The 22092-nt window shown below is 47.3% G+C and carries 20 protein-coding genes; 9 read left to right on the forward strand and 11 right to left on the reverse strand.

Annotated elements, in window-relative coordinates; translation table 11 throughout:
• Nucleotides 1-12: 12 nt before the first annotated feature.
• The 6 genes from GO003_RS21915 to GO003_RS21940 form a co-directional block, all read right to left on the reverse strand.
• A complete protein-coding gene (locus GO003_RS21915) occupies nucleotides 13-1374 on the reverse strand; it encodes an MFS transporter (protein WP_159659090.1) in 1362 nt (453 codons plus the stop codon).
• A gap of 295 nt (nucleotides 1375-1669) precedes the next feature.
• Nucleotides 1670-4489, reverse strand: a complete 2820-nt coding sequence (locus GO003_RS21920) for an EAL domain-containing protein (protein WP_159659076.1) — start codon at nucleotides 4487-4489, stop codon at nucleotides 1670-1672.
• Nucleotides 4490-4493: 4 nt separating this feature from the next.
• A complete protein-coding gene (locus GO003_RS21925) occupies nucleotides 4494-5156 on the reverse strand; it encodes a hypothetical protein (RefSeq protein ID WP_159659075.1) in 663 nt (220 codons plus the stop codon).
• Between the two features lie 167 nt (nucleotides 5157-5323).
• The gene (locus GO003_RS21930; RefSeq protein ID WP_159659074.1) at nucleotides 5324-5827 is read right to left on the reverse strand and encodes a hypothetical protein; all 504 of its coding nucleotides are present in this window, start codon (nucleotides 5825-5827) and stop codon (nucleotides 5324-5326) included.
• 342 nt (nucleotides 5828-6169) lie between these two features.
• Nucleotides 6170-8413, reverse strand: a complete 2244-nt coding sequence (locus GO003_RS21935; RefSeq protein WP_159659073.1) for a heavy metal translocating P-type ATPase — start codon at nucleotides 8411-8413, stop codon at nucleotides 6170-6172.
• A gap of 296 nt (nucleotides 8414-8709) precedes the next feature.
• Nucleotides 8710-8922, reverse strand: coding sequence for a heavy-metal-associated domain-containing protein (locus GO003_RS21940; protein WP_159659072.1), 213 nt, complete (start codon nucleotides 8920-8922; stop codon nucleotides 8710-8712).
• A gap of 140 nt (nucleotides 8923-9062) precedes the next feature.
• Between GO003_RS21940 and GO003_RS21945 the strand changes: the two genes are divergently transcribed.
• The 7 genes from GO003_RS21945 (at nucleotide 9063) to mutM (ending at nucleotide 15407) form a co-directional block, all read left to right on the forward strand.
• Nucleotides 9063-10262: an EAL and HDOD domain-containing protein gene (locus GO003_RS21945; RefSeq protein WP_159659071.1), complete on the forward strand. Its 1200-nt coding sequence runs from the start codon at nucleotides 9063-9065 to the stop codon at nucleotides 10260-10262.
• A complete protein-coding gene (locus GO003_RS21950) occupies nucleotides 10259-10711 on the forward strand; it encodes a rhodanese-like domain-containing protein (RefSeq protein WP_231089145.1) in 453 nt (150 codons plus the stop codon). The genes GO003_RS21945 and GO003_RS21950 overlap by 4 nt, the downstream gene beginning before the upstream one ends.
• Nucleotides 10712-10719: 8 nt before the next feature.
• Nucleotides 10720-11343 carry a high frequency lysogenization protein HflD gene (gene hflD, locus GO003_RS21955; protein WP_159659070.1) on the forward strand — a complete coding sequence of 208 codons (624 nt, stop codon included), beginning with the start codon at nucleotides 10720-10722 and terminating at the stop codon, nucleotides 11341-11343.
• Nucleotides 11344-11355: 12 nt separating this feature from the next.
• Nucleotides 11356-12309 (forward strand): ABC transporter ATP-binding protein, encoded by a 954-nt coding sequence (locus tag GO003_RS21960; protein WP_159659069.1) that lies wholly within the window; start codon nucleotides 11356-11358, stop codon nucleotides 12307-12309.
• Nucleotides 12306-13052 carry an ABC transporter permease subunit gene (locus GO003_RS21965; RefSeq protein WP_159659068.1) on the forward strand — a complete coding sequence of 249 codons (747 nt, stop codon included), beginning with the start codon at nucleotides 12306-12308 and terminating at the stop codon, nucleotides 13050-13052. Before GO003_RS21960 ends, GO003_RS21965 begins: the two co-directional genes overlap by 4 nt.
• 2 nt (nucleotides 13053-13054) lie before the next feature.
• A complete protein-coding gene (locus GO003_RS21970; protein WP_159659067.1) occupies nucleotides 13055-14401 on the forward strand; it encodes a GldG family protein in 1347 nt (448 codons plus the stop codon).
• 190 nt (nucleotides 14402-14591) lie between these two features.
• Entirely contained in the window at nucleotides 14592-15407 is an 816-nt protein-coding gene (mutM, locus tag GO003_RS21975) for a bifunctional DNA-formamidopyrimidine glycosylase/DNA-(apurinic or apyrimidinic site) lyase (protein ID WP_159659066.1), read from the forward strand.
• Nucleotides 15408-15504: 97 nt separating this feature from the next.
• On the opposite strand, the gene rsfS is transcribed toward mutM, so the two are convergent.
• Genes rsfS through GO003_RS21990 form a run of 3 tightly spaced genes read right to left on the reverse strand, consistent with a single transcriptional unit; the run spans nucleotide 15505 to nucleotide 17749 of the window.
• A complete protein-coding gene (rsfS, locus tag GO003_RS21980; protein WP_159659065.1) occupies nucleotides 15505-15861 on the reverse strand; it encodes a ribosome silencing factor in 357 nt (118 codons plus the stop codon).
• 25 nt (nucleotides 15862-15886) lie between these two features.
• Nucleotides 15887-16510: a nicotinate-nucleotide adenylyltransferase gene (nadD, locus tag GO003_RS21985; protein WP_159659064.1), complete on the reverse strand. Its 624-nt coding sequence runs from the start codon at nucleotides 16508-16510 to the stop codon at nucleotides 15887-15889.
• Nucleotides 16511-17749, reverse strand: coding sequence for a glutamate-5-semialdehyde dehydrogenase (locus GO003_RS21990; RefSeq protein ID WP_159659088.1), 1239 nt, complete (start codon nucleotides 17747-17749; stop codon nucleotides 16511-16513).
• A 139-nt stretch (nucleotides 17750-17888) separates the two neighbouring features.
• Here GO003_RS21990 and GO003_RS21995 point away from each other — a divergent pair, with 139 nt between their 5' ends.
• Nucleotides 17889-18326 carry a DUF3465 domain-containing protein gene (locus tag GO003_RS21995; protein ID WP_159659063.1) on the forward strand — a complete coding sequence of 146 codons (438 nt, stop codon included), beginning with the start codon at nucleotides 17889-17891 and terminating at the stop codon, nucleotides 18324-18326.
• A gap of 207 nt (nucleotides 18327-18533) precedes the next feature.
• Complete coding sequence (locus GO003_RS22000; RefSeq protein ID WP_159659062.1) at nucleotides 18534-20195, forward strand: ABC1 kinase family protein; 1662 nt, start codon at nucleotides 18534-18536, stop codon at nucleotides 20193-20195.
• Nucleotides 20196-20240: 45 nt separating this feature from the next.
• On the opposite strand, the gene GO003_RS22005 is transcribed toward GO003_RS22000, so the two are convergent.
• Together GO003_RS22005 and fliJ are read right to left on the reverse strand one after the other, a co-directional pair.
• Entirely contained in the window at nucleotides 20241-21473 is a 1233-nt protein-coding gene (locus GO003_RS22005) for a flagellar hook-length control protein FliK (protein ID WP_159659061.1), read from the reverse strand.
• Nucleotides 21474-21638: 165 nt separating this feature from the next.
• Nucleotides 21639-22088, reverse strand: coding sequence for a flagellar export protein FliJ (gene fliJ / locus GO003_RS22010; RefSeq protein WP_159659060.1), 450 nt, complete (start codon nucleotides 22086-22088; stop codon nucleotides 21639-21641).
• Nucleotides 22089-22092 lie beyond the last annotated feature (4 nt).

Raw genomic sequence — 22092 nt, forward strand, 5'->3', positions numbered from 1 at the left:
TAGTTCTCTGATTTAAGCAGGCATGGCTTGCGTAATCAATTGTTGTAATTGCTGTTTGTCCAGTAACTGGCTATCGACCTTGAGATAGGCAACACCTTCGTCATAATGCAGCGTGACATCTTCAATTCCTTTTAGCGTCAGCATTTGACTAACCAGTTGATCGGCTTCATCTGATGAAATCATATCAACGGATATCAGCATGTTTGCCAAATGCCGAGGCTGCTTCATCCCTAATGAAACCAAAAACCAGCTCAGTCCGGCCGCCGCACAAAAAATAAACACCGCATTGGCACCATATTCGCCGTAACACCATCCACCCAGCACGCCGCCGATAGCCAATCCCAAAAACTGTGAACTTGAATAAGCCCCCATCGCGGTTCCTTTTAAATCGCCGGGCGCGGTTTTTGAAATAAGTGAGGGTAATGTCGCTTCGAGCAAGTTAAATCCACAAAAGAAAATGCCCAGAAAAGCGATGATGCCAATCTGATTGTCATGAAATTGAGCCAGGCCTATTTGCGCTACTGAAACCACCGCAATCGCGCCCAGGAAAACGCTTTTCATTTTTCGTTTTTTTTCGGCCACTATAACAAAAGGCACTGCAAACGCCATCGATATGACAAAAATCGGCAAATAAATCTGCCAGTGCTGTCCGCCCGCCATTCCTGTGTCGCGAAGCAACAAGGGAATCACAACAAAACTGGCTGTCAGCATCATGTGCAATACAAAAATACCGTAATCAAGACGCAACAGATCCGGGCTTCGAAGCACATGCATCATTTCTGAGGGAACAAATTCGGCGTCCCGGTGCAGCTTGGATTGTTTAGGATCAGGCACGACATAAATGATAGTCAGGACCGCTATCAATGTGAGGGCGGCTGTCAGCCAAAACAGACCTGGAACCCCAAACCATTGAGAGAAAACCGGGCCTGCAATCAGGCCAATCCCAAAAGAACCGCCAATGCTCAACCCTATGATTGCCATCGCCTTGGTTCTATGGACTTCTTGAGTCAAATCGGCAACCAAAGCCATCACGGCAGCCGAAATAGCACCGGCGCCTTGTAAGGTTCTGCCTATCAACACACCGTAAATGGTTGTGGAAACTGCAGCCACTACACTGCCCAGTGCAAAAATCAACAACCCGAAAACGATAATTTTTTTACGCCCGTACCGGTCAGACAAAAGACCAAACGGTATTTGCAGGAGCACTTGAGAAAATCCGTAGATACTCATCGCCAGCCCCATTAATGAAGGAGTGGCGCCATCCAGCTGTTCAGCATACAAAGACAAAACCGGCAAAATCATAAACAGACCCAGCATTCGCAGCGCATAAATCGCCGCCAAAGACCAGGTTGCTTTTTTTTCCAGCAACGTCATTGGACTCGTAATATCCTGTATTTGTGTCAAAACACTTTTCTCCTTCAGTAAATCAAATCTGAGGCAAACCCTGGTAACGCGCTGCTAAAATTCAGGTATTCCGAACCGCAGTCATTGCCTGTCATTCTCGAAATAAGTCCGCAGCACAGCGCCTTCTTTGAGCGGGCTAAGCAAGTGGCGTATTGTATAACAAGCTTGAGTGAGTGTGACGCTTGAAATGTTCCTCTTATCCTAAAAAGAATCATTGAAAGACTCAGAACCGGGCCTATAGAAGGATATGAACAGGGTGATGCGGTTAAAGTGGCAAAAGACTTGAGGAGGAAAGGCTGGCCGATTGGTTATCAACCCGCTCATCGAAAAAACTGCCCCGGGCATACTCAATACCTAATTGTTCAACCAATAGGAGAACCCGCTCACTTTCCACGTCATCAACAATGACTCTCTTGCCGTATGCGTGGATAACATCGACTAAAGCCCGCACATACATGTTGTCTTCTTTATGTTTATCCATTCGCCTTACAAAAGAGCCGTCGATACGGACAAAATCAACGGGTAATTGTTTCAAATAAAAAAATGACGAAAATTCCACGCCGAAGTCACTTAAACAGAACTCACAGCCAAGCTGCTTGATTTGGTTAATGAAATTGTGCGATTGAGTCAAATTTCTAAGCACATAGTGCTCGTTTAAATCAAAAATGATCTGCCCGGGATCAATTTGGTAATGTTTCAACAACGAACCGATAAATTTAATACTATCCGCCTGCGTTACTGATAAGCCTGAGAGCGCCAAACTGAGTTTGACATTTTTATTGCGCCGTTTCATGCTCGCGATAATTTCAAAGACCCTGACTATCGATACGTGATCCAATTGTTCAGCTAAATCGAGTTGCTCAATGACCTGGCCATATTCCCTGGATAGAGGAATTTCACCATTTGGCGAGGCTAAACAAATTGAACACTGATAAAAGCCGACCCGTCTTCGATGAACATCAAAGACCGGTGTAAAATTTAAAACACCTTCATCGTTATCCAGCAGTTGCTGTATCTGCTGGACAGTATTTTGATTCAGATCGGTTTCGTGCTTATTTGTAAGCGTCTGCTCATATATATAATAAAAGTTTTTTCCATTCAGTTTGGCATAAACCATTGCCCGTTCTGCATTCGCTAACAAGTGATCCGGGCTATCAGCATGCCGGGGATAAAAAGCGATGCCGATGTTGGTTGCTATTTCTCCGTAATGGCTGCCCAAGGTTAACTTCAACGAACTGATTCGTTTGATTATTTTCTGGGCCAGAGAGACTACGCCCGGTGTCTGCGCATCCGGCAAAATCAGGACAAACTGGCTTTCGCCGATTCGGCACAGCAAATCGGATTCGCGCATAAATTGCTTTAAATGACTTGCCACTTTTACCATGACTCTTTTATCTACTGCCTCCTGAGCCAGGTTAATTTGCTGCAGATCAAAATAAAGCAGCGCCACTGAATGTCCGTAACGTTTTGCTATTTTCAGTGCCTGCGGCAGTTCTCGTTGAAATCGTTGCTGATTGCCCAGCCCGGTTACCGGATCAAAAGACGCCATTTTCAGCATTTTCTGTTCGGTCAGTTTTTCAGCGCTTATGTCCATTCCCAGCGAGAGAACAATCGGTTCACTGCCTTGTCGGTTTGAATTAAACAGAGTATGAATCCAAAAAACATGCAGAAAACTCCCTGTAGCGCTTATAAAGCCGCCCTCAATCTGAATCGGGTGCATTGACTTGGACAAGCGTAACTGATCGAGCTGATTCAGATGATGCGTCTCTGTCGGAGGCAGATACAGGTCGAAAAGCCGTCCGATTACCTGATTTTTTTCTTCACCGAAGACCTTCACGCCTTCTTGATTGATAGTCAATATTTGCCCATTGACTTTTTGCGTCAGCATTATGACCGGCGCTGAATTGACTAACTCCTGGATAGAATCGCGTTCAGTCGCTAATTCCTGGCTTTTTTCTAAAATGTGCAGCGTATTTTTGCGGACAATGTGCTCTAGATTTTCCAGCTGCAGAGCCAGGGTCAAGACCGTATCATTCAGTTTATCGATTTCATCGAAACCCAAGCTAATCCATTTTTTTTGAACGATTTCTTTCCTGAATTGATTATATTCATGCGTTGCCAAAAGAGGCAGCGCCTTGGCAAGGTAAGCAATACGCCGTAAAAAAAACCATGAAACAAGGACTAATACCGCTAGCGAGCAAAGTAAACTCATCAAGCCCTGTATCCAAACTTTTTCCAGCTGGCTATCCAGCATGCGCATATTTCCGGTAATTTCCTCGACAATCAGCAAAAACGGCGCCTGAGTCGCATTATCCATTCTCAACGGCCGAATTCTTACTTCATAAATCTGATCATTAACGGTTAATGTTCCGCTCTTGTTTAATAACTGCACGAATGTGTAGTGTTCGGTCAGGTAAGCGAACAAATCAAAATCCAATCCCGCAAAAGTCTTGGCTGAAAGCGTGTAAGGCCAGCCATTGGTTAACTTTTTAGGTGAATCAATCAAAACACCCACATCGACGCGTGTGGCCTCTTTGAATTTGATGACGGTATCGGCAAACGTTCTAGCCATACTGAATGCGCCAACCAAAGTGCCTTTGCCCATTACCGGCACAATCACTTGTTGATAACAGGACGTTTGTGAACAATTGATGGTATGAACAGGCGATTCCGATTGCAGCGTCTGATCGACAAGCACACGATCGGTATGAATTTTTCTTCCTCTGGATTTGATTTTTAAGCCGGTGGCGTCAAAGACCGTGATATTTTCCAAGTCCCAGATAAACTGCCACTGTTCCCAATTACGGTCAAAAACGCTGAGCATTTTTTGATCGGAATAACGATTGGGTTCTTGACCATTCAGAACGAACAGTTCTGCTAACTGTTCCAGAATCAGGAATGAATCCTCAGACAACATTTTCGCCAGATTATCCTGTTTATTACGCAACAACAGCCGCTCTTCGTTGAATCCTTGTTTTGCATCAGAATAGGCAAAATAGGCAAACAGGGTGTTTAATACAATAAAAACACCGCCGAGCACTAAGGCTAACTTCCATCGTAAACTGAGAAAAAAGGTGGTTTCCATCCCGTTAAAACCGGTAAGAACGATGCAAACCGGTCAAATCCGAGTACTTATGAGTGCTATCAGGATCCGGATTGTTGGCTGACGGTATCCCGGCGGTTCCTTCATAACGATGGTATTCTGCTTTGAGCATCCAAGAAGTGGTCACATACCAACGTATGCTGACCTTCCAGCCTTTGGCATAGTCAACATGATCAGGTGCCCCGAGACACCCCATCCTAATATACTGTTTTTCATGGGTATTCAGGTATAGCACATTATTTGGAACAGCGCCCTGCAACTGGGGAATGAAGCGGTAGGTGCTTTCAACATACCAGCTTTCTGTCGCTGTTTCTTTATCCGGTAATGAATGACCAAAACCGCTAAACCGATTCCATTGATGTAAGTACTCACCGGTCAAAACGAATATCTCCCCATTGGACTGAGCGGAAAATACCAAAGGACGAAATGAAAGATAACCCGCAATACTGTCACCTTGAACGGGCTCATATTGAAAGTCAAGATCGACATAGCTAACGGCAAAAACATACCGACCGCCCATCATTTCATAATTCAGTTGTGTAGCAAACTCGGGCTTACTGTTCAGTTCCCCTTGAAAACAAGGCCCCAGCATTGCAGTCATGAATGCTTTGTCTGTTTGCGGCAAGCCGAAAACCAGTTTATACGACAAATCACCCCATTCATTTCACCCCCTCAAATTTTATTGGGTATAGGTGTGATTGAAAAGGCTTCGAACAGAGGGATATTGCAGAAAGCTACAGGGACGTATTCACGTGTCCTTTGAAATCAATCACCTCAATTCAAAGTGGACGAGTAGTTACGAAATGCGCCAAATAATCAGTGCCAGCCGCCGTATTGTTTGGTCGGATCACCTTTAAAACCGGCCGATGTCGATTTACCACTCGCTTTTTTATTTTGACGTATCGCGTTTATCGCCGCTTGCGCCATATTGGTCTTGCTTATGCCGCCAATATCTCTGGCTGATTGAACCACCAGACTGGACATGGTCGAAATATCAAGCTGAGCCGGCATAGGGTCCAATACCACGGCCTCAAGGACACTTTCACCTGTAGTTACTTCTAATACGACAGGATAATGAGCACTGGCTGGAATCGTAATCGCGAATTTAGAGTCTTTACTGACATCTGTCGTAGCTACGGTTTGGCCGGCCGCATCTTTCGCGAGAATTTTGCCCTGTGTCACCGGTTCGTCTCTGTCCGTCACTACGCCTTCTATATGGGCAGTCGACGCTACGGGCTGACTTTTATTATCGGAATTTTCACCGCAGCCAACAAGCAGCAAAAGAACAGAAGCGGTAATAAGGTATTTAGAATAGTTCATAACATTCTCTTTTTCTTAAGAAGAATCATTTGATCCACGAAAAACATTAAAAGCACGAAAGTATTCAACGTGACACCCCTGCAGCGAGTCAACCCCTAAAAATGAATGACGGCTTACTCCAACAGTCTTATTTTTTTAAGTGTCTTTCGGACATTTCGTGGTTTAAACCGGTTTTTTAAGTTTAAAGGTATGCTCACTCCTCCACTTTTATGGGGTGTAGGTGGTTGATTGAAAAGGCTTCTTCTGTAACAGGTAGTTGCAGAGAGCTACTGGGACGACTTCACGCGTCCTTTGAAATCAAGCACCTACACCCTCAATTCAAAGCGGGCCAAGTAATTACGTTTAAAGTTTAATCCAGCGAAGGCGATTTGCATTCGTCACGACGGTTACAGATGACATCGCCATGGCAGCACCTGCAATCATCGGATTGAGCAGTACGCCGAACAAAGGATAGAGTAATCCGGCAGCCACCGGAATACTAACGGTATTGTAAAAGAAAGCACCCACCAAGTTTTGCTTGATATTGATAACGGTCATTTTGGACAAGGCCATCGCTTCGGATACCTTTAACAACGAGCCCTGTAAAATGACAATGTCAGCACTTTCAATCGCCACATCGGTGCCTGTACCTATGGCAAAACCGACATTAGCCTGTGCCAAGGCAGGCGCATCGTTGATTCCGTCCCCCACCATACCCACCGTTTCACCGGCGTCCTGAAGTTGTTTGACCACTTCCGCCTTGTCTTGCGGCAAGACTTGAGCCCGCACTTCAGTAATACCCGCCTGATCGGCGATCGCTTTGGCTGTAACCGGATTATCGCCGGTCACCATAATGATGCGAACACCTTGTTCCTTCAATTTGGCGATTGCAGCCGCTGAATCCTTTTTGATCGGATCGGCTACGCCTATTATCCCGGCTATCTGTCCGTCAACTGCCAGCAAAACGGGCGTCTGACCTAACGCGGAAAGTGCTTCCAGCGTAGATTTGTGCTCGCCATACTGTACGCCTTTAACTTCCATTAAAGCCGCGTTTCCAAAATAAACGGAGCGGCCTTGAATTTCAGCACAGACACCATGACCTGCAACAGCTTCAAAATGCTGAGCCTTGCTTAAGCTAATCTGTCTGGCTTCGGCGGCTGAAAGAATCGCCCCCGCCAATGGATGTTCAGAACCTGACTCAATACTGGCCGCTAATTCAAGCACCGTTTCTTCGGAAAAATCACCTAGCGCTTTAATAGTGGCAACACTGGGCTTACCCTCCGTTACCGTTCCTGTTTTATCCAGAATGATAGCCGTCAGTTTTCCCGCAGTCTGAAGCGCCTCGCCTTTACGAATCAGGATACCGGCCTGAGCCGCCCTACCCACTGCAACCATTACGGAAATCGGAGTCGCCAGACCCAGTGCACAAGGACAGGCAATCACCAGCACCGTCATGGAAGTAACAAAGGCGTAACCCAGCGAAGGCTCGGGCCCGAAGGTGTACCAAATGACGAAGGTAAACAGGGAAATCAGCACCACGCCGGGCACAAAAATACTTGAAATCTTATCGGCCAAACGCGCAATCTCCGGCTTACTGCTTTGCGCTTGCCTGACACTTTTGATGATCTGAGCCAGTGCCGTATCCCGACCGATACGAGTCGCCTGAAACATGAAGGTGCCTTTTTGATTCATCGTACCGGCAACAACGAGAGTACCTTTTATTTTTTCAACCGGTATCGGCTCACCCGTCAACATCGATTCATCAATCGTCGAATGGCCCTCCGTTACAGTGCCGTCGACAGGAATCTTTTCTCCCGGCCTGACGCGCAAAATATCGCCAAGCCCGACATCCTCAATCGCAATATCCTGCTCTATCCCTTCCCTGACGACCCGAGCGGTTCGGGGCTGCAAACCAATCAATTGGCGAATCGCACTCGAGGTTTTGCCTCTGGCCAGCGTTTCGAGCCCTGAACCCAAATTGATGAAGGCAAGAATGACGACAGCCGCTTCAAAATAGGCATGTTTTGCCAATGAGGGCAAATTAGCCGAATAATCAATGACAATACACGAGAACAACCAGGCTGAACCTGTACCTAAGGCAATCAGCGTATCCATATTGGCTTGTTTTAATGTCAACGCTTTGACTGCACCGCTGTAAAAATGCCAGCCGGAATAAATCAATACACCGAGGGTAATCAAAGCCAGCTGAGGCCAGAACCACTGTCCGTTGGGTGAACCAATTTCAGGAAACCATTCAAAATGCTCACCCAGCATCAGAATAACACCCAGGACACCGGCTACCCCGGCCTTTTTCATCAGTTCCTGATAGCGCTTTGTCTCTAATGCCTCCTGAGCCGACGGGTCTTCCAGTCCTTCCATGATTGCCGCATCAAAGCCTGCAGAAATAATCGCCTGTTTCAATAAATCAGGATCAGCATCGCCTTTGACATAAGCCGAGTGATCCGCAAAATTGACGGTTACCTCTAAGACACCCGGAACCTCTTTGAGCGCTCCTTCAACAGCGCTGACACAACCCGCACAGCGCATACCCAGAATGGATAACCGGAGAGCATTATTTGTCGTGTCATTTTGAATTACCGCACTCATAAGATTGCCTTTTAGCCATATTTACAAACAATGTAACCATTCAGTGCTTTTGGTTCGATTGGCTGTTGCCCACAGCCCGACAAATCAAGTGTTGCCATTATTTAACAAACTTGCAGAATAGCTACAAAAAAAGTAATTATTCTGTGTAGGTTGGGTTGCATGCTTTTCGCAACCCAACAATTAATGCCATGGCCTTGAAATGTTGGGTTGGCTATCGCCAACCGCAACCTACGCGGTACATCACCTTGGTTCTGTTGCTCCGCTGAATAGTTACCAAAAAATTATTTAGGACGTTACTATTCTTCCACCAAAAAACCGGCCTCGGTGATAACGTTTTTGATCGCGTCCAGATCGATTTTGGAAGCATCATATTCGACACAGACTTGATTTTCCTTAAATGAAGCACTGTTTGAGAGTACGCCTTCCAAGGCCTCCAATTTACCGTTGACGTTTGCTTCGCAGCCGCCACATTTCATTCCCTTGACTGTTAACGTTACCTTTTCCGACATACATTGTCTCCAATACACAAGTTAGTAATAGAATTTCGACACCCTCGACTTAACGGGAGCAATCATGCTATAAATCGCGAGTATTCTCAAATTTATCTATTTCTCACAGCTTAACGGGCAGTTATTGATCTGACAACTGAATGAAAGATTTCCTTATTGCTCGGCAAGAAATATTCAATCGAAATTTAGAAATTTCCGCTTATGAAATTTTATTCCGAGGGAAAGATTTTGATCTAAGCCAGGATAATCAGGCCAGTAAAGCAACTCACCAAGTAATCACGGACACCATTCTTGAAATAGGCATCAACCGTTTGGTGGGCAGCCATAAAGCCTTTATTAATTTCACTACTGGCAATATTCTCGACAAAACGCCTCTTGCCCTGCCAAAAGACCGCATTGTTATCGAGATTCTCGAAAATACCGTCATTGATAAAAAGATTATTGAAAATTTACAAGAGTTGTCGGCGTCAGGTTACACCATTGCGCTGGATGATTTCATCTTTTTACCCGAATGGGAACCTTTAGTAAAACTGGCCGATATCATCAAGTTGGACGTTTTGGCCATGGATACCCATGAGTTAAATCTCACCATCGACAGGCTTTCATCCTATAAAGCCGAATTGCTGGCCGAGAAAATTGAAACCCGCCAACAGTTCGAAATGCTGCGCGATCGAGGCTGTCATTACTTTCAGGGCTTTTTCCTGAGCAAACCCAACATTGTTGAAGGAAAACGATTAGGCATTGGCCAAACCGCCTTGATCAAGTTGTTGGCTGCTATCAACAAGCCCGATATGGTATTCGATGAGGTAAGCCGGATCATATCGCAGGATGCCACGCTGAGCTTCAAGTTGCTTCACTACATCAATTCGGCATTTTTTGCTATTCCCAACAAGATTTCTTCTATCAAGCAGGCGATCAGCTATCTGGGCATGATAGAGATAAAACGCTGGACCAATATCATTGCGCTCAGCTCTTTATCCAACAAACCTAAAGCGATCATACAAACCACCCTCATCAGAGGCAAAATGTGTGAACTAATTGCTCAGTATCTCGGTAAAGATACTGAAATGTTTTTTTTAATGGGTATGTTTTCCAACCTTGATAACCTAATGGACATACCCATAGAGGAAGCTCTGGCTCAGTTACCGCTGAACCGGGAAGTCAGCCAAGCCATACTCAACCATGAAGGGTTTGGCGGAGAAGTGTTACTTTACGTCAAGTCCTATGAGCAAGGCCTTCCGCATTTGCATACTTTTCAAAATTTGGAAGCCCATATAATCAACTCTGCTTTCCTGGACAGTATCACCTGGGCTCAAAGCACTTTGGATAACCTATCATGATAAAACATAGAAAACTCATCACCTCCCTTCTTTTGTTATTCAGTCTGCTACCGTCGTTATTGCCGGCGGATGAATTAAGCCGGGTGGACATTGCGCAATTGATAGACTTACGAGACCGGCAAAATGCGTTGATTATCGACATTCGCACGCCTCAAGAATGGGCGGCATCCGGACTGATTCCCCAAAGTTATCCGCTGACTTTTTTCGACGCCGAGGGCCGATATGATCTGGACCGATGGTTGGCTAAACTGGACAAATTGCGTTCGACTCCGGATCAAGCCGTAGTTTTGGTTTGCAAAAGCGGCAATCGCAGCGCTAAAGCGGGTCAATTGCTGACCCAAACCCAGCAAATGAAAAATATATATCACTTACAAAACGGTATAGTGGGCTGGGTTACGGCAGGCAATCCTGTCGCCAGAAACTGTCCCAATCAACTCGCCTGCAGGTAATTAAATCCATGCAATTGAATACCATTAAAAACCAAGCCCTCGCTTTAGCCGGAGTGGCTCAATCGGCGGCGTTGGTGCAACAACTCGCAACCCAGGGAAAAACCGACCCATCCGCCTTAGAATGCAGCGTTGCCAGTATTCTGAAAATAGACTCTGACTCGGTTGAGGCTGTTTTTAATGGCTTGAGCGGCATCAAACTGGGCCTGGAACAACTGAATCAACAACTGAACGGCTTTCAAATTTCCAATCCTGAACAAGCCCGCTATGCGGCTTCGCTGGTCTTTCTGGAAAAACAATTGGCAAAACGGCCGGATTTATTGAAAACCATCAGCCAAGGCATAGAAAAAGCGCAGCAACAGCGCGATCATTTCGGGTTACTGCATGAAAATGTGTTTGCCAATTTAGGCGACACCTATCACAACACGATCAGTACCCTGCAGCCACGCATCATGGTAAACGGCGAGCAGAACTATTTAAGCCAGCCTGAAACCGTCAACAAAATCCGGACACTTTTGCTGGCAGGAATCCGTGCAGCGATGTTGTGGCGGCAATGCGGCGGCACCCGATGGAAATTTCTTTTTTACCGTAAAAAATTACAAGTTGAAATTGAAAATCTGTTGAAACAAATTTAACCGATTGCCTTCATGAAGCTGATAGAAGCTGAAAATCTATACCGTTATTTCGGTAAACAGTGTGCTGTTCATGATCTCAGCTTTTCATTGGCCCGAGGGGATGTCCTGGGTTTTCTGGGACCAAACGGCGCGGGCAAAACGACGACGATGCAGATGTTGTGCGGTAATCTGGCGCCCAGCTCCGGCAGAATCACCATCAATGGCCACGATCTGCTGGACAAACCGGTAGCGGCAAAACGAAATATCGGTTATTTGCCCGACACGCCGCCGCTATACCGCGAATTGACGGTGGATGAATTTCTAAGCTATTGCGCACAACTGCATCAGGTTCCATGCGATCAAATCAAGGTGGCAACGACAACGGCCAAGGAGAAATGCGGTCTTACCAGCGTATCCGACCGACTGATCGCTCATTTATCGAAGGGATACCAGCAGCGGGTAGGCATTGCTCAGGCGATTTTACATAACCCGGACATCATTATTCTGGACGAACCGACTGTCGGCCTTGATCCTATCCAAATCAGGGAAATTCGTAGTTTAATTCGCGAACTGGGCCAGGCTCATGGCGTAATCTTATCCACACACATTTTGAGCGAAGTTCAGGAATCGTGTACGCATGTGCAAATTATTCAGGAAGGCCGGTTGATCCTGCATGAAACTATAGAAGGCCTCGAACAGCACATGAAAATGGCGACTGTTGAATTGACAACCCGTATTCCTGCCAATGCCGATTTACTGAAATCCTTGCCGGGTGTACTATCAATTGAAATTCTGGCTCCCTGCAAAATACGGGTGCATTATGACAGCAGTCTCGATCCGTCTGATCAGATTGCCTCGATGACGATAGCTCAAGGCTGGGGATTGCAAGGAATAAGCCCGATTAAACGCAGCATGGAAGATATATTTATTGCCCTCACCCAACCGGATTCCGACAACAGTTCAAACGCCAGAGATTCCCTGTCATGATCCGCACTATTGCCTTGAGGGAATTTAAAACACTGTTTTTATCGCCGCTGGCCTGGACCATACTGGCAATCATCCAGTTCATTCTGGCCTATCTGTTTTTGACTCAGGTTGAAACATTTATCCGGGTTCAACCCGAACTGGCAGCGATAGACAACGCCCCTGGCCTGACTGATATTGTCGTAACGCCGCTTTACAGCAATGCCGCAATCATACTGATGCTGGTCACGCCTTTATTGACCATGCGTCTGATTTGCGAAGAACGACGGAATAAAACACTGCCTCTTTTGCTGTCCGCACCGGTGTCGAACACCCAAATCATTCTCGGCAAATACCTGGGCATTATGGGCTTGTTTTTGATCATGACCCTGCTGATCAGCCTGATGCCGTTATCCTTGTTAACCGGCGGCACGCTGGATTACGGAAAATGTCTGGCCAACCTGCTCGCCTTGTTTTTGCTGCTGTCGGCATTTACCTCGACCGGGCTTTATATGTCCTGTATTGCCGGGCACCCGATCATTGCCGCTTTAGGCGCCTTCGGTTTATTGCTGTTGTTGTGGATAATGGATTTAGCCACGGGCATCAAAGATCAGCACAGCGAATTATTTGAGTATTTATCGCTGCTAAAGCATTTTCAAATGATACAAACCGGGCTGATCCGTAGCGTAGATCTGATTTACTTCGCGGTTTTTATCATGCTGTTTCTGATACTCAGCATCCGTAATCTGGATAAAGAGCGCCTGTAAACATGAAGCTGACCCGCCCTCTCCACCGGAAATTACGGATAAAAAACAGTCTGATCACTTGTCTGCTGATCACGTTGCTAGCTAGTCTGGCCTGGTTCAGCACCCAATTTAAAGCGCAGTGGGACATCACGGTTAATGCCGCCAACACACTGTCTCCAGCCACTCAAAATGTGCTGGATTCATTACACAGTCCCGTCAAAATAAGCGCATTTATCAAAAGAGATCCGTCTCTACGCGCCCAGATCGCTCAACTTGTCACGCGCTACAGCGATTATAAACCGGACCTGACGCTCAGCTTCGTCGATCCTGATTCCAACCCGAACAAAGCCCGTGAATTGAACATTGCATCGACCGGCACAGTGTTTGTCGAATATCGGGATAAAAGCGAACGCATCACATATCTTGATGAATCAACCTTAACCAATGCACTCACGCAACTGGCCTATGGCAACGAACGCTGGATCAGTTTTTTAACCGGCCATGGCGAGCGCGCCATAGACGGCCGTGCCAATTTTGATTTGGGTCAATTCGGTCAGGAACTGACCAAGCGCAGCATTAGAGCACACGCCTTGAATCTGGTTGAAATGCCGGCCATCCCCGATAACGCTCAATTGCTCATCCTGGCCAGCCCGACCGTCCGGCTTTTGCCCGGTGAAATCGACATTATCAAGCAATTTATCGATCAAGGCGGTCATTTTCTCTGGTTATATGATCCGGACAGCGCAGGGCAACCCGAATTGGAACGCTATCTGGGGATCGCCCGTCTGCCCGGCACCGTCATGGATACCCAAGCTTTGCTCTATGGAGTCAACGACGCTTCATTTGTCCTGATTGGCCGCTATCCGGATCATGTACTGACGCAAAACTTTCAGTTAATGACACTTTTCCCTCAAAGCGCAGCGCTGGAGCGTCAAAATCCCACTGTATTTGATACTCAGGCATGGCTGCAAAGCTCTGAAAAGTCATGGACGGAAACCGGCAGTCTGAATGCCGATGCTGTTTTCAACGCGGGTAATCTTGAAAAACAAGGCCCTTTGGCAATTGCTTATGCCTTGAAACGTAAAATAAAGGACGGAAAAGAACAACGCATCCTGGTGATGGGCGATGGCGATTTTATAGCCAATGCTTTTATCGGCAACGTCGGCAATTCTGACCTGGGCCTCAGGATCATCAACTGGTTAACCGGCGATGACCGTCTGGTCGCCATACCCCTGAAAAAAGCACCGGATAAAGAATTGCTGCTGCCTCCGGTCGCGGTCGCCATCATGGGTTTTGGCTTTTTGCTGATCATTCCGGCATTATTGATTATCAGCGGCTTACTGATCTGGCGTAAACGTAAACGCCGCTAACGCTTTGGTTACTCCGTGCCCGCTTGGAATAGCGGGTATAGATGCTTAATTGAAATGGCTTCTGCAACAGGGATGTTGCAGAGAGCTACAGGGACGTATTAATGCGTCCTTTGAAATCAAGCCCCTACACCCTATAAAATAAGATGGAGTGAGCTGATACCCTTTAATTGTTAATCAAAAAGACCTTGCCATGCCTGAATTACCCGAAGTTGAAACAACGCGACGTGGAATCCAATCCCACCTGGAAGGCAGCGCCATAAAATCAGTTTGCGTCAGAGAATCACGTTTACGCTGGCCGGTCACCGATGATCTTCAGCAAATTTTGCCGGGACTGACCATCACGGATATTGCCAGAAGAGGCAAATACCTGTTGCTTAATACCGCATCGGGAACCCTGATCATTCATCTGGGCATGTCAGGCAGTTTGAGAATTGTCACGAACGGCATTCCGCCACAAAAACATGACCATATCGATTTTATATTTGCCGGTAACCTGCTGCTGAGATTCAATGACCCGCGTCGGTTTGGCGCTGTGTTATGGACCGAAAAACCGGCAAATGAACATCCACTGCTAAAGGATCTGGGGCCTGAACCACTGGAATGTGAATTTAACGGCGAACACCTTTATCATCAGTCCAAAAATAAAAGTCTGGCGGCAAAATCCTTCATCATGGACAGCCATACTGTCGTCGGGGTGGGTAATATTTACGCGAATGAGGCTTTATTCATGGCCGGCATCAAGCCTACCCGCGCCGCAGGAAAGATCAGTCTGGCCCGCTACCGGCACTTGGCCGATTGCATTCGCCGGGTACTGCAAAATGCTATTTCGCAGGGCGGCACCACCTTGAGAGATTTTGTCAATGAGGACGGAAAACCGGGCTATTTCAAGCAGCAGCTGAAAGTTTACGGACGGGGCGGTGAGCCTTGCACGCTGTGTTTAAGGCCACTCACCGAGATAAGAATCAGTAATCGAACCACTGTCTTCTGCCCTCATTGCCAGACCTAAGCTGTTTTTTCGATCTCAACTGAGCGCTTTCCGAAACGCCGAGCTTTACCCGGCAACGGAAAATAGTATGACTTATTGGTTAAACGGTTAAGCCAAATCAATCCTGCAAGGCATTAACCGCTTCTGCTTTATGTTCGATTGACCATAGTTTTTCCAATTGATAGAACTGTCTAGCCTGATCGGTCATGACGTGCACGATAACATCACCCAAATCCAGCAATACCCAGTCTGACCCCAACCCGCCTTCCTGCCCCAACGGTTTATAGCCTTTTTCATTCAACTCGGCTACTACATAATCGACCAAGGATTTCAAGTGACGATCGGATGTACCGGTTGCCAAGACCATATAATCGGTGACAGAGGTTTTGCCTCGCACATCGATAACGGTAATGTTGTGTCCTTTGCGCTCATCCAAAACTTTCTGGACGATCTCTAATATTTCTTCTGGTTGCATTCAATTTCCTGTGAGAGTGCGCTGACTAGCGCCGATAAAGTTGATTTTGATCAATATAGCTGATGACGGCGTCGGGTAATAAAAACCCCGGACTACGCCCTTCGGCCACCATCTGTCTGATCGCTGTCGCTGAAATATCAAGTAGTGTGACACGCTGGAAAAATAAAGATCCGCAGGCCGTGTCTTTTAGTTTTTGTACTGAATCGGTATAACGATTTTTTAAAACCTCACTGAGCTCGGAATGACCGGCGCCAGGGCGAGTCATCACAACCACATGGGCATAATCAAACAAAGCGTGCCAACGGTGCCATTGGCACAGGTGTTCAAAAGCATCGCCACCGATAAAAAGCAGCAGCGGCATTTCTGCAACCATGGTCTCTCTCAAAGAGGCCAACGTGTCCACCATATAGGAAGGTCCGCCTCGGTCAATTTCGCGGGTATCAAGGGTCATTCCGGACCTGCCTGCCAATGCGAGTTCCAGCATCTTGACCCGCATGACAGCGGCCGCAGACGGCTCGTCGCGGTGCGCCGGAATAAAACAGGGAATCAGACGAATTTCATCCAGTTCGAACAGTTCCTTAACTTCCAATGCCGTCCGCAAATGCCCGAAATGCACGGGATCAAATGTCCCGCCGTAAACACCTAACATCTATTCGCGAATATGACCGTCGCCCAGTACAATGTATTTGAGCGTCGTCAGACCTTTAAGCCCAACCGGGCCCCGGGCATGCAATTTGTCGGTACTGATACCTATCTCCGCGCCCAATCCGTATTCAAACCCATCGGCAAAACGCGTTGACGCGTTGACCATCACTGAGCTTGAATCGACTTCGCGCAAAAAACGCCGGGCCAGCGTGTAATTTTCGGTGACGATAGCATCTGTATGAGCCGAACCGTAGCGATGAATATGATCAATCGCATCATCGATATCCGCCACTACCTTGATTGACAAAATAGGCGCCAGATATTCGGTTGACCAATCATTTTCGGTCGCTCTCAGGCAAGGTGTAATAATCGAACAGGTTTTAAGACAGCCGCGTAACTCAACCCCTTTTTCCCGGTAAATCGCCGCCAGCTTAGGCAGCAAAGTCACGGCAATACCTTTTGCAATCAACAGGGTTTCCATTGCATTGCAAACGCCGTAACGGTGAGTTTTTGCGTTGACGGCAATAGCCAAAGCCTTTTCATGATCAGCCGTATTATCGATGTAGACATGGCAAATGCCATCCAGATGCTTGATAACCGGAATCGTCGCTTCTTTGGTAATGCGTTCAATCAAGCTTTTGCCGCCTCGCGGCACGATAACATCGACGTAATCGGACATCGTGATCAATTCGCCTACCGCAGCTCTATCGATGGTTTCCACCACCTGCACCGCTGTCGCTGGCAGACCGGCAGCCTCCAGTCCTTTGCTGATACAGGAGGCGATAGCTTTATTGGAATGAATCGATTCAGAACCGCCTCTTAAAATGCACGCATTGCCGGATTTGAGGCACAACGCGGCGGCGTCGACCGTCACATTGGGGCGCGACTCGTAAATGATGCCGATCACCCCCAAAGGCACGCGCATTTGTCCGACCTGAATACCACTGGGCCTGTAGGTCAGATCGGTGATTTCTCCTACAGGGTCCGGCAACGCGGCTACTTGCTTTAAACCTTCGACCATTGACTTAATCCCTGAAGCCTTGAATTCGAGCCTGTCCAGCAAGGCAGGATCCAGTCCGCTGTCCCTGCCTTTTTGCACGTCTTTGAGATTTTCCTCCATCAGCCAATCCGCATGAGTTTCGAGCATCGCTGCAATCTTAAGCAAAGCCTCATTCTTCTTACCGCTGTCGGCACGACTGATTTCTCTACCCGCTTTTCTGGCCTCACGTCCAAGGTTAAGCATGTATTCTTTGGTATTCACGTCACTCACTCATATACTTAATAGACGCGGCATTATATCGGCAGAAGGCAATCTTTAACAGCACAAGACGCTGAACCAAGAACTGCAGCCGGCATTTATTGAAACTTGAGTAAGGCATCCCATGAAAAAACTAATTTACCTGGCGGTCCTCGCGGCACTGATATTCGGCGCCGTGGAACAAAACGGCAGCCTCGTCCCCGGAATTGCGATGGAATCGTCCAATGACGGAAACATCCAGCTGGAAAATGCGTTCCTTAACAGACAAAGCGACATTCAGGTTCAAGGAGAAGGTCGGGTAACCCGACTATTGCCTGACGATCTTAATGGCTCAAGACACCAGCGTTTCATTCTGCAGATCAATGACAAGCAAACCCTCTTGATAGCGCACAATATCGATCTTGCACCCAAAATCCATGATTTAAATGAAGGGGATACCGTTGCGTTTTACGGCGAATATGAATGGAATTCAAAAGGAGGCGTCCTTCACTGGACACACCATGACCCAAGAGGCGGTCACATTGCGGGGTGGCTAAAACACCAGGGGCAAACTTATCAATGATGGACCTGATCTGGCCTAATGATCATTTGAATCGCCTGCATCAATCGCCTCCGTCTCAGCAATTCCCAGTTTGATGATAAAAAGGGGTTGGCGTAAGCTTTGCCGGTATGTCGGTAGCAGGGATGCTGCCCCTGTCTATCGATACAGGACCCACAGCCATTAAAACGTTATAATTTGTCATCGTGGATTCATCGAGAACGCTAAACAATGTTATTGGAAACTTTATCTGTCGCTAGGGATTTTGGCCGTGTGCATGAAATTACTTCAATTCTGATCCGTTATGGTTTCGGGGATTTGGTACAAAGACTGGGAATCGCAGGCATCGTAGAACGTGCCGGACATGTGCTGCATTGGCACGAAATCGATGAATTAACCAATATGGAGTCGCCCGAGCGGGTACGCCGGGTATTGGAAGAAATGGGCCCGACTTTTGTAAAGCTGGGGCAAATTTTCGCAACCCGCCCCGACCTGTTTTCCCCTCCCTGGATTGCCGAATTCGAAAAACTTCAGGATCAGGCGCGTCCTGCGCCCATCGATAAAATCATGGCGCAACTCAAAGAGGACTTGGGCGCCGACCCGGAAACCGTTTTTGCACTTTTTGACAAAACACCGCTGGCTGCCGCGTCCATCGGTCAGGTCCACAAAGCATTTTTAGACGACGGCACCCCCGTCATTGTTAAAATCCGCCGCCCCGGCATTCGAGCTGTCGTAGAAGCCGATTTACGGCTGCTGAATCAGTTAGCCGACATTGCCGCCAAAGAGCTCAAAGATCTTCGCCGCTATAATCCGCAAGATATTGTGCGTCAATTCACGCTTTCCATGCGGCGGGAACTGGACCTGGCGATAGAAGGCCGCAATTCCGAACGAATGCGTGCTAATTTCCGGAACCATCGGACTATCGTTATTCCAAAAGTTTATTGGGAATGGACGTCTGAGCGCGTCAACGTTCAGGAATTTATTGTCGGCATATCGGGCCACGACATGAAAGCGTTAGACCTGGCTCGCCTGGACCGGAAAAAGCTGGCGAAAGCCGGTGCCGATGCCATATTGAAAATGATTTTGGAAGACGGTTTTTTTCATGCTGATCCGCACCCGGGCAACTGTTTTTTCCTGGAACAAAACCGGATTGCCTTTATCGATTTCGGCATGGTCGGCAGACTGTCGGAGGAACGCCGCAATCAAGTGATCAACTTGCTGCACGGACTGGTTGAACGCGATTCCGATTTAGTCGTAAAAATACTGCTGCGCTGGGCCGACAAGTCGTCCAATCATTACGACAATCTCATTATGGAAATCGATAACTTTATCGACCAGTACCATGATGTGCCGCTTAAAGATCTGAACATGGGCGAATTACTGATTAATCTGACGACGCTGTTACGAGATCATCAGCTCAATTTACCGGCCGACTTAACGCTGCTAATCAAAGCCTTTATCACACTGGAAGGACTCGGCCGCCAACTCGATCCCAATTTTAATCTGGTCGTTGCTGCAACCCCATTACTCAAACGGGCCTTTTTGCAACGCTACAGCCCCGAATTTATGACCCGTAAAGGACTAAAGTCAGTGGCCAGTCTAGTGGAAATGCTGTCAGGTCTCCCACAGGATTTGCACCGTATACTGGAAGATTTAAGACGGGGTGCGGTCAGTGTACGTTTGGATATCTCTAGACCGGAATGGCTGGGCAAAGAACTTGACCGCCTGGTCAACCGCCTGTCGGTGAGTCTGGTCACCGCTTCAATGATAATTGGAAGCTCCATCGTCTCAACGGTGGAAGGCGGGACGTCTTCTTTCATCGGCCTGACCGCTTTTATAGGCGCGCTGTTTGGCGGCATTTGGCTGCTTTTTTCAATTTGGCGCAGCGGATAACCAGCTCTGCCTGCTGCCTCAAACAGGCTACAGGCAGAACTCGATTCAGGCAAAAATACTCAGCAATCCCTGGCTAACCGACGCTCTACCTTGATTTAAGGCCTCGGGTAAATCCAGTCCGCCTTCCGCTGTTTCTCCCCGGCTGTCTGTTTCGTTATAAGGATTGGAAGGCTCTTTGTCGCCACCTTGCATCATCTGACCGAAACCGGAGCGTCCCTGGTCAGCAGGTGATTGCGGGGATACCGTTACATCGGCCAGGTTAAGCTGTTGACCGCTCATCATTTCTCTTAATCGAGGGATGGCCGCTTCGAGCGCTTCTCTGACTGAGGCATGTTGCGCCGAAAAAGTGATAGTCGCCTGATCCTGATTCATATCGATACGAATACGCACAGGACCTAAATGCTGTGGATTAAGATTGAGTTCAGCCGCCGATAAGGAACGGTTATTCATCCAGACGATACGATCGCCCAACTCACTGGACCATTCAGGGTCAGCAAAGTTTTTAGACATGGCGGGCACGTCTGTCTTTAGAAGTGGTGCGGTTTTATTATCAATCGAAAATTGCCTGTGCAAATGGGCGGTATCGATGGGCGATCTGGGTAATGTTTTTTCATTTCCGAAGCCATCAGTGTCACTCATTTTTTTATCACTGACATCAGCGCTCAATTCTTTCTGTGCGTCCAATGCCGCCTTATCTTCAGCAACGGCTTCATCAGCCGAAGAAAGCTTCAAATTTCCAGTCAGCACGGGCGCTTCCGTTTCTGTTTTGACCTGAGCATCGATTATCTGACGCATCGCGTTTAATTCAGGGCTGTTCAGAACCGGATTGGTTTGAGGTGTGACTTCCAGCAAAGGTCCGGCGAGATTATAAGGCTGATCATCTGTTTCATGGAGGACTAGATCCAGATCAGGCGTATCGATCAGAACTTCGGACTTTTCTATCATGGCCGTTGCAGCCTGAATATGTTCAAGGACTTCTTTCAGCGCTGAAAGGGTTTCTTCCAGATTGATTTCGCTTTCCGGCGCGTCGGTAAGCGAAACAAGCGGCAATTGATTTCCCGACAAACCGGCAAATTCTTGCATTGCCTGACCGGCAGCCAAATCTTCCGGTGTCAGAGTGGAAGTGTTAATTGCTTGCGTCAACTTGCTCAGTTCAGCCATCAGAGAATCTGCAAAGGCGCTGCCGCTTAATCCTGAATCGGCAAGCGATTGCTCCAACGTCGTAATCCCCAGATCGCCCGACACCTGACTGGTGAGTGGTGTATTCTGAATTTTCATTTTTTTACTCCTGATACGCCCGCTGACGCCGTATTGATTCAATCAACACCCTCAGCAGTGCAGCCCATCAATCCCTAGACATTGTTAATGACGAACAGGCAAGAGACCGCCTTTTTTTGATATCAGCTGAAAACCCGGAGATTTTTCAGCATTTCTATCTTAAATCTATGCATTTCTTATGCCACCACGTCGCCCGCTTGACGATCTATCATCCTGCTCAGTCTGCTCGCGCTTATCCTCTTCCTTTAATTCCATTTTTAACGCTTTATCACTGATTTTCTCAAGGTTTTCAGTCCGGTTATGTAGATTAAGCCAGTTATGCCTTGCTCTGGAAACCTCGACCTCCAGCTGCGTGAGTGCTTGCTCCTGACCCTGAATCGCCTTGTCCAGCTTTTCAATAAAACTTCTAAACTCCAGCATTTGGCCTATCCTGGCCCCAGTTGCACAATTAAGATCAAATTTCGCCAGGGTTTCCAACCTGTAATTTTTAAGGCCGTCTATTTGTTCCTGCAATTGAATTTGTTTTTGTTGAATTTGGCCGAAGGCTTCCAGGGCTTTTTTTTCCTGATCAGCATTCAGATCAACGATCAATTTTAAGCGATCCGATTTTTTCACGGTC

The organism is Methylicorpusculum oleiharenae, from assembly GCF_009828925.2.
Classification (GTDB): domain Bacteria; phylum Pseudomonadota; class Gammaproteobacteria; order Methylococcales; family Methylomonadaceae; genus Methylicorpusculum; species Methylicorpusculum oleiharenae.